The organism is Pseudoalteromonas sp. DY56-GL79 (genome assembly GCF_041414765.1).
Taxonomy (GTDB): Bacteria; Pseudomonadota; Gammaproteobacteria; order Enterobacterales; family Alteromonadaceae; genus Pseudoalteromonas; species Pseudoalteromonas piscicida.
Genome location: NZ_JANHZS010000008.1, coordinates 84199 through 96707 on the forward strand (window position 1 = coordinate 84199; position 12509 = coordinate 96707).

At 45.1% G+C, this 12509-nt stretch carries 10 protein-coding genes; 5 read left to right on the plus strand and 5 right to left on the minus strand.

Going from position 1 to position 12509, the window contains the following annotated elements; translation table 11 throughout:
• Positions 1 to 21: 21 nt before the first annotated feature.
• The 4 genes from NO992_RS07490 to NO992_RS07505 form a co-directional block, all read right to left on the minus strand.
• Positions 22 to 1770, minus strand: a complete 1749-nt coding sequence (locus NO992_RS07490) for a hemopexin repeat-containing protein (RefSeq protein ID WP_371375721.1) — start codon at positions 1768 to 1770, stop codon at positions 22 to 24.
• A 114-nt stretch (positions 1771 to 1884) separates the two neighbouring features.
• Positions 1885 to 3471, minus strand: a complete 1587-nt coding sequence (locus NO992_RS07495) for a sugar porter family MFS transporter (RefSeq protein ID WP_371375724.1) — start codon at positions 3469 to 3471, stop codon at positions 1885 to 1887.
• A gap of 6 nt (positions 3472 to 3477) precedes the next feature.
• Positions 3478 to 4485 carry a LacI family DNA-binding transcriptional regulator gene (locus NO992_RS07500; RefSeq protein ID WP_371375727.1) on the minus strand — a complete coding sequence of 336 codons (1008 nt, stop codon included), beginning with the start codon at positions 4483 to 4485 and terminating at the stop codon, positions 3478 to 3480.
• A gap of 69 nt (positions 4486 to 4554) precedes the next feature.
• Positions 4555 to 5898, minus strand: coding sequence for a GH1 family beta-glucosidase (locus NO992_RS07505; protein WP_371375731.1), 1344 nt, complete (start codon positions 5896 to 5898; stop codon positions 4555 to 4557).
• 185 nt (positions 5899 to 6083) lie between these two features.
• Between NO992_RS07505 and NO992_RS07510 the strand changes: the two genes are divergently transcribed.
• From NO992_RS07510 to NO992_RS07530, 5 genes are all read left to right on the plus strand, one after another.
• Positions 6084 to 7334: a sugar MFS transporter gene (locus NO992_RS07510; protein ID WP_371375735.1), complete on the plus strand. Its 1251-nt coding sequence runs from the start codon at positions 6084 to 6086 to the stop codon at positions 7332 to 7334.
• Positions 7335 to 7337: 3 nt separating this feature from the next.
• Entirely contained in the window at positions 7338 to 9878 is a 2541-nt protein-coding gene (locus NO992_RS07515) for an exo 1,3/1,4-beta-D-glucan glucohydrolase (RefSeq protein ID WP_371375738.1), read from the plus strand.
• A gap of 240 nt (positions 9879 to 10118) precedes the next feature.
• Entirely contained in the window at positions 10119 to 10523 is a 405-nt protein-coding gene (locus NO992_RS07520; protein ID WP_371375741.1) for a DUF1801 domain-containing protein, read from the plus strand.
• Between the two features lie 273 nt (positions 10524 to 10796).
• Complete coding sequence (locus NO992_RS07525; protein ID WP_045964550.1) at positions 10797 to 11336, plus strand: YqcI/YcgG family protein; 540 nt, start codon at positions 10797 to 10799, stop codon at positions 11334 to 11336.
• A 31-nt stretch (positions 11337 to 11367) separates the two neighbouring features.
• Positions 11368 to 11532, plus strand: coding sequence for a hypothetical protein (locus tag NO992_RS07530; protein WP_371375744.1), 165 nt, complete (start codon positions 11368 to 11370; stop codon positions 11530 to 11532).
• Positions 11533 to 11613: 81 nt separating this feature from the next.
• On the opposite strand, the gene NO992_RS07535 is transcribed toward NO992_RS07530, so the two are convergent.
• Complete coding sequence (locus NO992_RS07535; protein WP_371375747.1) at positions 11614 to 12264, minus strand: LysE family translocator; 651 nt, start codon at positions 12262 to 12264, stop codon at positions 11614 to 11616.
• Positions 12265 to 12509: the final 245 nt, after the last annotated feature.

Sequence of the window (12509 nt, forward strand, 5' to 3'; positions counted from 1 at the left end):
GATCCGATACTTTTGCAGGTTTTACTGCAACCCGGGCCAAGTGCCATTATCAATGGCTTTAGGATAACCCGCATCCACTTTGTCAAAAGTAACGCTATATCTTAAATGGCGACCGTCAGTTAAGAAGAAATAAGCACGCGTGTCGTTCCACTTTAATGCTGCACTTATCTTTGTCGCGTAGGCACCAAGTCCCGGCCAAGTATTATCGTTAATAGCCTTGGGATACCCACTGTCCACTCGGTCATCTCCCAAGTCATAGCGTAAGTATTGACCATCATCTAGGAAGAAATACACCTTATCTGACGTCCAACGAAGGGTTGCGGTTATTTTATTTGCGTAAGCAGCAAGCCCTGGCCAAGTATTGTTATCAATTGCTTGAGGGTAACCTGCTCGTACCTTATCGCTCTGTACGTCATAGCTCAGGTATTGACCATCCGATAGGAAGTAGTACACCGTATCACTGTCTTTATAAAAACTCGCTCGAATTTGTTGTGCATAATCGCCAAGTCCCGGCCAGTTGCCATTGCTCACCGGTACCGGATAGCCATCATCTGTTTTATCTAACACAGTATCGTAACGCCAGTAGCGCGCATCTTCAGAGAAAAAGTAGCTTTTAGTATTGTGCCACTGATGCGCCGCACTGAGTTTCAGCTCGGTAACGCGATAGCCAACATATACACCCTGTTGCTCAAAGCTATAGTTATTGATGCCAGATACGGGCTGCGGATCTTGCCACTGTGCAACACCAGCAGGCAATGTTTCAACCAATTGGCTATTTCGATAAACACGCGTTTGCACATTCGCACCATTTAGCCACGTAAATAGTTTATTGGCATAATTGAGTTTACGAATTCCCAAGTCACCGTACATCGGCGTGCTTTCAAAACCCGCCAGCACATTTGTTTCAATGCCCATGTAAGATAAAATTGTCGGTACAATCGCTGTTTGTGCTGGATAGCCATATAAACCAGAAAAGTCGGTATTAGCAGGATTAACGTCTTTTGAGCTAAATTCTTTATTCAGCACTTTGTTGGTGGCGATAAAGATGGTTTTCTCAGGCTCGGTTTGCTCACCGTGATGACAGCCAACAACCGGTGTACGGCCATGATCGGTCGTGACCATCACCAACCAGTTCTCACCGTTTTGCTCTCTTGCTTCAACCGCGTCGAGCAGTTTACCCAGTCGCTTGTCCGCATCTTCTACCGATTTATTGTAGGCAGAACCAAAGCATAAGCTGTGGCCCACGGCGTCCGGTTCATCTAAATGTAAAAAGACAAAATCAGGTGAGCCGTTATTTAATGTCGCCAGCGCTTTATTTAAATTATCGTCGTCGCTACCTCCCTCCGATCTTCTGTCCATCAAGGCAACATCGTCACTGAAGAATTGCGTATGAATGGGTCCCCAAGTACTAAAACTTGAGATATCGGCGTTAGCATCATGTTCTGCGATGTAACGATAAAGGCTGGGATAGGCTTTGTTTGCTAGACCTGAGTCGTTGCTCGGCACTTGATGCTTATTCACCCAAATCCCAGTTAAAATTGTCGCCCAACCTGGGCCACTTTTGGTTTTTTGCTGTGTTTGTGTTTTTGCGATCCCGCCAGTGTAAGCTTGAGTTAGATATAGGCGATCAAAGTTCGGCGTATTATTGGCAGCAATTTTTTCGTATTGCAGGCCATCGATACCAATGAGCAATACTTTGTTTTCAAGTGCATCTACACTTGCGGTAAATGAAAGTGCAAGTAATGCACTGCTAAGCACGGGTAATTTCATTATCTTTCCTTTAAATGTGAATTTCTGGACTAGTCCAAGGAAGATAATAAATCCCCAACATGAAAAATCGTTTACAAAAAAATTACATGGAAAAATATTTTATCGCGAGTTTTGCTAACCTGCTCTTGCTTCCAAACTTTCGCTTAGCTGCTCCAAGCTCTTACCTTTGGTTTCTTCCACAAACAAAAATACCAGCGCAAACGAAAGCAATGAAAACAGGCTGTACAATAAAAAGGTGGTGCTTGCCCCTAAATATTCAAGCTCCCACGGAAACACTAGTTGTACAGTAAAACTGGCGGCATTATTAATCACACCGACAACAGAAATCGCAACGGCTCGAATTGCATTTGGAAATATCTCCGAAAACATTACCCACATGACTGGCCCCAGCGACATCGCGAACGACGCCACAAAAAGGGAAATCCCAAGCAGAACCAGTTTTGCTGGCATATTAATACTGTGAGCGAAAATCACTGACTTGTATTGCCGGTACTCATCTGCAGTTAAACGCTGCTTGATTGCGTCATTAAATGCAACATCGGAGGTGAAAGTCTGGCCTAATATTGGTGCTAAAGCATGCACAGGAAAATCGGCTACTTCAGTTTTAATTTCAGCAATATGCGCTGTATTTAGCTGATAAGTTGCTTGTTTAAAGCCCCAACTACACAGCGCCATACTAAAGCAAATACCAGTTAACCCAATGAGCAACAATGGCCGCCGTCCGAGTTTATCTATGGTCAGTAGCGCAACGATGGTAAAAACCACATTGATCAGACCAATCCAAATTGCTTGCATAAATGCAGCATCAGTACCAATACCACTTTGCTCAAAAATGGTCGGAGCATAAAAAAACACCACATTAATTCCGGTGACTTGCTGCGCGACGGCAAGCACAACGCCTACCATCAAAGGGACACGAAGTCGCTTACTAAACAAACTGCCCATTTTGCGTGCAAGCGACAAACTACTCAGTTGCAGTTTAGGTAACGCGGCTTGAATAGCATCAAGTTGCTGTTGTGCATTGTTGCTACCAAACAATCGCGTTAATGTGCGTTTAGCCTCTAGCGGTTGATCCTTCATCAATAACCACCGAGGGCTTCGTGGCAATAACAGTAACAACAAAATCCAAGCCAGTGCTGGCAGCGCCTCAACACCAAGCATCCAACGCCATGTTTGACTATCTATTTGCCAACCAGACACCCACATTTCATCGCTATGACTGAGCTGAAGTAAGAAATAATTAGTGAAATAGGAGATAAATAAGCCAACGACGATATTGAGCTGGTTAACCGACACCAAACGCCCGCGCTGATCCGCTAAGCTGATCTCAGCAATATACATGGGCGCCACCATCAAGGAGCAAAATGCCATTCCACCAATAAAACGCGCAATCACCAATGCTTCAAACGAAGTCGCAAAAGCCGAGCCAATCGCGGAGACAAAATACAAACACGCGGTCATCAGCAATGTTTGCTTACGGCCAATGGCATCAGCCACTGGCCCTGCAATAAGTGTTGCGACCAACCCTCCTAAGGTAGGCGCACTCACTACTATCCCTTGCTGCCATGGGGTGAGCTTAAAGGCCTCGCTGATAAACCCAATTGCGCCCGAAATCACCGACGCATCAAAGCCAAAAATAAACCCGCCTAACGATACAATTAAGGTGTACTTCAATGCATTGGATATCGACAGGCTGGTCATCGCTTATTACTCTGCTTTTACGGCGATAGAATCGCGCAAGATTAAGGTTGGTGGGTAGAGATTTTCCACATCGGGTTGGTGCTTCTCTTTATACACATGCTTAAGTACCCAACGCGCGGCCGCATTGCCCATTTTACGAATAGGGTTATCTATGGTGGTAAGTTTTGGATAAAGATATTTGGTAAATAACACATCGTCAAAACCTACAACGGAAAGCGCTGATGGAACATCAAGTCCAGCTTCTCTAGCCGCAGTCATCGCACCTGATGCCATCTCATCGTTTGCGCAAACCAAGGCGCTAAAACGTTGCCCTGTTTGCATTAAATGATTAAACCCCGCGATGCCATCGGTTTCATGATAGCCGCCTTCAAATGAAAGCTTAGGATCAAATGACACATTGTATTCAGCTAAGGCTTTTTGATGACCAGCTAAACGCGCTTTGGCGTCAAGCTTAAATAACGGTCCACTGATATACGCAATATCTCGATGTCCGCACTGCAATAGTGCCTCAGTCGCTAGGTATCCACCCAGTTCGTTGTCAGTATAAAAACAGCGCTCCGCCAACTCAGGAATGTGGCGGTTCACTAGCACCAGTTCTACATCTCGTCCCGCAAGCTCAATGAGATAGTCATCACTGACAGCTTCAGCATGAACAATTAAGGCATCGCAGCGCCTGTCCAATAAAAATTCGATGGCTTGTTGTTCTTTTTCTTCATCACTGTGGCCCGCAGCAATAATGGCATGTTTACCCGCCGTTCTCAGCGTGCTCTCTATAGTACTCATCATGTCACCAAAGAAAGAGCCGTGTAGCTCAGATACCATAAGCCCCACACTGTTACTGCGGTTAGAAGCCAAAGATTGCGCGATGGCGTTAGGTTTATAACCTAACTCTGACATTGCCGCGAGCACCTTCTCTTTGGTTTTGTCACTCACCTTTGCATTGCCATTCATCACCCGTGACACCGTGGCTAATGATACCCCCGCAGCTTTTGAGACTTCGTAAATCGTTGCCATATCTATTACTTTTATTCCATCAGTTGTATCTGCGCACTATACCAATTTTGGCTCAAAATGCGCATAGTTTTAGACACTTGATTTACGCTCAAGCAGCATCGTTTGGTAGGCTTTTGCACTCGCCTTTAAGGTTCTTTGCTGAGTATGATAATCAACGTGCACAATACCAAAGCGTTGCGTATACCCCTCTGCCCATTCGAAATTATCCATTAAACTCCATGCAAAGTAGCCACGAATATCAACGCCCTGCTCCATTGCTTGATTAACTGCGAGCAGATGAGATTGGAAGTAAGCCAGTCTTTGCGCGTCTAATACTTCGCCATTTTCCATTTTGTCGTCAAAGGCCGCACCATTTTCTGTGATATAAAGTGGTGGCAATTGGTACTCAGCATGTAACTCCCGAAGCAATGCACAAAAAGAGTCTGGCACGACTTCCCAGCCCATTGTAGTGAGCGTTTCTGCACTAGGCTCAACTTGTTCATACCATCCATTACCATCAGATTGATAAATATTTCGGGTATAATAGTTCACGCCAAGATAATCAATGGGCGCAGCAATAATCTCTAAATCTCCAGCTAAAATATCTGGTTGTACGTCCCTTGGAAGCTGGGCAAGTAAATCTGGGTACTGCCCTTCAAGAATAGGCTTGATATACCAGTGATTACAGTAATCATCCGCGATTTTTGCCGCTTCCACGTCACAATGCGCTGTAGACACAGGATCCGCATTGGCAAAATTCAACACGACTCCAAGAAGGCTATTTGGGCAATGCGCTCTTAGTACTTGCATCGCTAAGCCGTGAGCAAGAAGCAGGTGATGAGCTGCTTGTCTTCCCGCCGCTTGGGAGCGCAAACCCGGTGCATGAATACCTAATTCATACCCCAAATGTGCACTACAAAATGGTTCATTTAACGTGGTGTACGCATACACTTTATCGCCTAGTGCTTTACATACCACCTCGGTATACCGTGCAAATGCTACAGCCGTTTCTCGATTCAGCCAACCGCCCTTATTCTCAAGCGCTTGTGGCAAATCCCAGTGATAGAGCGTGACAAACACTTTTAAGCCTTTCGCAACCAACGCATCGACCAATTGTTGGTAAAATGAAAGTCCAGCATCGTTAACCGTGCCATCATCATTCATTACTCTTGGCCAAGAAATAGAAAGGCGATAGGCGTCAACCCCCAAACTGGTTATGAGCTCAACATCTTGCTGCCACCTGGATATATGCTCACAGGCAATATCACCGTTACTACTATCCTTTATCGCGCCATCATGTTCACAAAACCTATCCCAAATTGACTCACAACGCCCACGCCGCTCACCTTCGATTTGAAATGACGAAGTCGCAACGCCGAAAATATAGTCTGCCTTCAACATGGCCGAGTGTGTTGGCAGGATAATTTTATTCATGGTTAATCGTTCCAAGTTATGTGTTCACGCCAAGGTACGAGCGTGTTGTGTTAGTGACTGTGCAAGGCAAAAACATTTTTTATTTGAATTCGTGTTCGCTTTCTGCAATCATCATTAAAAATGTAAGCGCTTTCATTTTTATAAATGTAAGCGCTTTACCAAAAAAAATCAACTAGGAGTTTGTCGTGAGCGTACCGTCTCAATCACAGGTTTCAGCAGCAATCGCTACGGGCCATACTGGCCAGTACCGATTTGCTTTGGGGGCCCTCACCTCACTATTTTTTATGTGGGGTTTCATCACATGTTTGAATGATATTTTAATTCCGTACCTCAAAGGCGCGTTTGAGCTTAATTACACTCAAGCGATGCTGATCCAATTTTGCTTTTTTAGCGCCTATTTTGTTGTTTCGGTGCCAGCTGGCAAATTGGTTGGAAAAATAGGCTATCAAAAAGGCATTGTAACTGGATTACTTACCGCAGGCGTTGGTTGTGTGCTTTTTTACCCAGCGGCTGAAAGTGGTATCTACGGCGTGTTTTTATTCGCGCTATTTGTACTAGCGGCAGGGATCACAGTGCTACAAGTTGCTGCTAACCCGTTTGTTAGTGTACTTGGCTCTCCCGAAACTGCCCCTGCACGACTCACCATGACCCAAGCCTTTAACTCTCTTGGTACGACTGTCGCCCCATTTTTTGGCGCCATGCTCATCTTCAGTGAGGGAAGCACAGTTGAGGTGGGCAATGCCAGCGCAATCCAACTGCCTTACTTAATGTTGGCAGCCATGCTCGCGTCATTGGCTTTGATCTTTGCCTTTATCAAACTTCCTCAGCTAAGTAGTACTACTGAGGAAGTCACCACAGGTGAAATCAAGGCATGGCAGCATAAACATTTGGTGCTTGGTGCAATCGGCATTTTCGTTTATGTTGGGGCTGAAGTGGCGATTGGCTCAACACTCGTTAGCTTCTTACATCAACCGGACATTGGCAACATGACCGAAGCCCAAGCCGCAAAGCTCATCGCATATTATTGGGGTGGAGCCATGGTCGGACGCTTTATTGGCGCGTTAGTAATGCAGAAAATATCGGGTCGAACCGTGCTTACCTTTAATGCAGCCTGTGCATTTGCATTAGTCCTTATCGCAGTATTTAGCAGCGGTCAGCTCGCCCTTTGGAGCATTTTGGCGGTCGGGCTTTGTAACTCCGTGATGTTCCCGACTATCTTTAGCTTATCGTTGAATGGGCTTGGAAAACAAACGGCACAAGGCTCTGGTATTCTCTGTCTTGCTATTGTCGGCGGTGCAGTAATCCCGCTATTTCAAGGGATGCTAGCAGACGGAATCAATCTGCAGCTGTCATTCTTACTGCCTGCTTTATGCTATATCTACATCGCCTACTTTGGATTAAAAGGCGCAACTCCCCAGCGTTTCAAGAGTAATTAAGACATGAAAACGAAAATAACCATGCTAAGTCTTGCAATGGCTATCGCAACCTTAACAGGATGTAGCGAAAGCCCAAATAAAACCAGTGTTGATGCAGCTCGCCAAGTGGAAAACTGGCCAGCGCTGACTCCTGCTATCGAAACCGATAACAATCTAGAAGAAAGAGTTCGGTCGATACTCGCTAAGATGACCCTAGAGCAAAAAATTGCGCAGATGATCCAGCCTGAGATTCGAAATATTACCGTCGCAGAAATGCGAGAGTACGGATTCGGCTCATATCTCAATGGCGGCGGCGCATTTCCTTACAACAACAAACATGCAACGCCTGCAGATTGGGTCAAACTTGCCGAAGCGCTTTATCAGGCATCGATTGACGATAGCCTAGATGGCAGCACAATTCCTACCATGTGGGGAACGGATGCGGTTCATGGCCACAATAACGTCATTGGCGCTACGCTATTTCCACATAACATTGGCCTTGGCGCGGCAAATAATCCAGATCTCATCGAGAAAATCGCCCACATTACCGCAAAAGAAGTGTTAGCCACCGGAATTGATTGGATCTTTGCCCCTACGGTCGCGGTGGTGCGTGATGATCGCTGGGGACGCACCTATGAAGGATACTCGGAGCATCCCGACATCGTAAAAGCGTACTCCAGCGCTATTGTTAAAGGCTTACAGGGCGACCCTAAGGCGGACTTTCTTGGTAAGAACCGCGTGTTCAGCACTGTAAAGCATTTTGTCGGCGATGGGGGCACGGTCAATGGCGACGACCAAGGCGACAACATCGCCTCTGAAAAAGCATTAATTGCACTTCACGCTCAAGGCTACGTAGGTGGACTTGAAGCCGGAGCACAATCGGTGATGGCGTCGTTTAACAGTTGGCATGGCGAAAAAGTGCATGGCAGCCATTATTTGCTTACCCAAGTGCTCAAAGAGCGAATGAATTTTGATGGTTTTGTGGTGAGCGATTGGAATGGTCACGGCCAAATAAAAGGTTGTACGAACGACAGCTGCGCAGAGGCCATTAATGCCGGCATTGATATCGTCATGGCCCCGAACGACTGGAAAGCCTTGTACAACAATACGCTTGCGCAAGCAAAAAGCGGTGCTATCGCGCAGTCTCGCATTGATGATGCAGTAAGTCGTATTTTAAGAGTTAAACTCCGTGCGGGACTTTTTGAAAAACCAAGTCCTGCAAATCGTCCATTGGCTGGCAACTCAGAAATCATTGGCTCAGAGTCGCACCGTAAAGTCGCGCGCCAAGCCGTACGTGAGTCACTGGTTTTACTCAAAAACAAAGATCAGCTATTACCACTTAAACCAAACCAACATATTTTGTTAGCAGGCGATGGTGCCGACAATATCGGCAAACAATCGGGCGGTTGGAGTATTACTTGGCAAGGTACCAACAACACCAATGCTGACTTCCCGGGCGGTACTTCTATTTATGATGGTATAAAGCAGCAAGCAGAAGCGGCTGGTGGCACCGTCACATTAAGTACTAGCGGTGATTTCGAAGATAAGCCTGACGTTGCTATTGTGGTATTTGGCGAAGATCCCTATGCAGAAGGCCACGGTGATAGAGCAACACTTGAATACAAGCCGTCTGATAAATCTGATCTTGCATTACTCAAACGCTTTAAACAAGCAGGAATTCCTACGGTGGCGGTGTTCATCAGTGGCCGCCCAATGTGGGTAAACCCTGAACTCAACGCATCAGATGCATTTGTGGCGGCATGGTTACCGGGGTCTGAAGGAATTGGTATAAGCGACGTATTACTCGCCGACAAAAACGGCCAAGTTAAGCATGATTTTACTGGCAAGCTTAGTTACTCTTGGCCAAAAATGCCGACACAAATCGTAAATTACCAAGATAAAAATTACGAGCCACTTTTACCTTATGGTTTTGGCTTACGTTATTCAGACCAAAATGTACTCGCAGATAATTTACCAGAGCAAATACAAACTCAGGCAAATTTCGCCAGCGGTGTAGACTTGCTGGTAAGATCAATCAATAAACCTTGGCAAGGCCATTTATACAGCAGTGCCGAAAATCAACTGATAAATGCCAACACCCATACGCTCGGTGGTATTAGCTACCGCACAACGGACAGAGAAGTACAAGAAGATGCCATTGAGCTACTTTTTGACGGTAGTCGACGCAGCGGCTTTAGACTCGCCAGTGAAAGCTACTTTAGGGAAGACATCAGCCCAAGTGTTCCAACCGAGAGCGCCCTTACTTTTAAAGTACAAGTTGATGCAGCGCCAGATAAACCGGTTTGGGTGGCGATGAGCTGTGAAGGCGAAGCGGATGCAAACGGCTCATGCACCGCAAAAATCGATATTGCTAAGCAACTTCAAGCGATGCCTTTGGCCAAGTGGCAATCACTAAGCATTGACCTCAATTGCTTTACAGCCCAAGGCATGGACTTCACTAAAACCGTTGTCCCTTTCGAGCTTTCAACCGCCGGGATACTGGAGGTAACGCTGTCTGAGATACAGATCTCTTCAGAAGCATCACCAACACTAAGCTGCAATTAGTCCCCTTAACACGATGTGGGCACGAGGCCGTGTTCACATCGTTTTTTAGTGTCTCATGAAGCCACTTTAATGTGGACTAGAATTTAAGAGATCTAAGATAAGCCAATTGTCTGATGCGCGCGTTTATTCTTTTTACAGGGCACAAACAAGCGATTTAAAAAGCCACACCAAGAGCGCACTTGCCCTCGCCTGCTCAATTTAATACTCTACTTTATGAGCTAACATCAAGGAAGAGCCAGAGTGTCAAACATAGCCGAACAAGTGATTAGTACCTACCCACCTGCTGCGCAAGCAAAAATCAGGGCACTGCGTAATCTCGTTATGCAGGTTGCCAGTGAGCAAAACTTTGGCGCGGTGATTGAGGCAATAAAGTGGGGAGAGTTAAGCTTTACTGTTAAATCGGGTAGTCCTTTCCGTATGGCTTGGAAAGCCAAAACGCCTACTAACTATCACCTTTATTTTCACTGTCAAACGAAGCTAGTTGATACATTTAGAGTACTATTTTCCGACGAGCTACAGTTTGATGGCAACCGAGCGATTGTCCTTAAACTAGAAGAAGACATGCCAGCAGCGCTACTCTACCGCTGTATAACCATTGCAATGGACTATAAAAACCTCAAAAACTTACCTTTACTCGGGCAGTAACAACGAACCGAGGTAAACCTTGCCCGGAGCGAAAACCCCACCGTTACCAATTTTTACAACCGTGTACTTCTTACCTGAATAAAACGTGAAAAATTTACCCCATTAAAACACGAAGATTGAAAACCAATTAAATTCAATAAGTTAAACATTTAAATTTGTGGTTCGAGCCTTGCTTACATAGTGATAGATAAACAATGTAGATGCATTTCGCGACTCAGCATTGGAAAACACCAAAACCAACTAGCGCAAATAACAACACTAGGAGCATAAAACATGACACCACAACCCGAGCTGCAAGACAGTTTTATTGATTTTGTGAACAAGCAGCAATTTCCATGTATTTGTGGTGGTAATAGAGCCGAGTTAGCGTTTAACCATGTTGAGGTTTTAGGTTTTGGCGATCTCACTTCAAGACACAACAACTTCAGTTTAATAACCAGTCTCTATTCTTTTGTCGAAAAGGTAGATTTTGACAACATGAAAAGCGCCGCGTTTGTGGCGGTTTTTGAGCAGAGCCAACACTTAGATGACAGCGACTTTAATAAGTCTGTTTGGCGTAAACTGCAGGAATTGCAAAACCTAGTTTCGCAGAGCACTCCCAGAGGGCCACATTCTCAATCGTCAGATTGCAGCAATAATTTTCATTTTAATTTGGATGGCGAACCACTTTATATCACTTGTTTAAGCCCTACAAGCGCATCAAGAAACAGAAAGTTTAAGTACCCAGCGATTGTTTTTAACTTAATGCCTCAGTTTGAGGTCCCACAGAGTTTCCGTGTCATCGAATCACACGTAGAAACCCACAGAATTTAATGCACATTGTACCAACGGAGAGGAACTAGATATGAGCAACATCATGGTAATCGATTTTATTATTTACGTCGTCATTGGCATATTAACAACTTTGGGTTGTTTTGGCTTAATGAGTGCTTCAAGCGCTTATTCAAATCTAAGTAACCCAACCAGTCGCACTAAGGCGAGTAAGCCTGCAGCTGCAGTTCGGAGCTAAGCGATGCCGAACTCAAGCTTTGCTCCCTTTAACTGTTTGCGAGAAAAAGGGAGTATGCTTACATTTTTTAAGTCACTCAAACTACTTACCGGCGGCAACTAAACCGGCGCCAAACCCAAAAAACACGCCACCGCTCACTTTGTTCATCATCGTCATGCTCTTAGGTGACGACAATTTAGCCTTAGCAAGGCCAGAAAACACCGCATAAGAAATATGCACCATAAACACCAGCAGGCTAAAGGTAAAAACCAGCAACATAAATTGCGGCATAAAGGCATTTTCCACATTGATAAATTGCGGAAAGATAGACATAAAGAAGATAACAGCCTTAGGATTGGTGATCGAAACAAAAAAGCCTTCTAAAAAGCACTTTTTCATCGTACTTGCAGCAATAGACTTGCCTATTTTACTCTCGCCTTTAGTTCGCCACACTTTGTAGCCTAAATAGAAGAGATATGCAGCGCCAATAAATTTAACGACCGTAAATGCCAATACCGAACTGGCTAAGATCACACCTAAACTTGATGCCGATACCGCGGCGACAATCAAAATCCCGAGCGCGACACCACAAATACCAGCTAAAGACTTGGTAAAGCCTCTTTGAATTGAGTTATTGATAGTCAGCATCACCGCAGGCCCAGGTAATAAAATTGTCGCTAAAGCGACACCTACAAACAGCAAATAATTGTCCAAAACATCAACCCCGCAAACACTCGTACGAATCTTACTCACCGCATCATCACACTAAGTCATGAATTTACAAAGTAATATGCGATAGGTGGGAGTGGCATACTGAATTTATCACTGATACTTTTCTTCGAACTCAGCCTCATCGTTACCCTATGCAATATGCGCTTGAATGAGTGCGGCATAAAGTCGCACCTACTGAATTAGGGCCAAAAAAATGCAGACTCATCGGTCTGCATTTTTATATCAATTTGCTTAATTAAGTGAAATTGGTATTAGTGAACGGATGC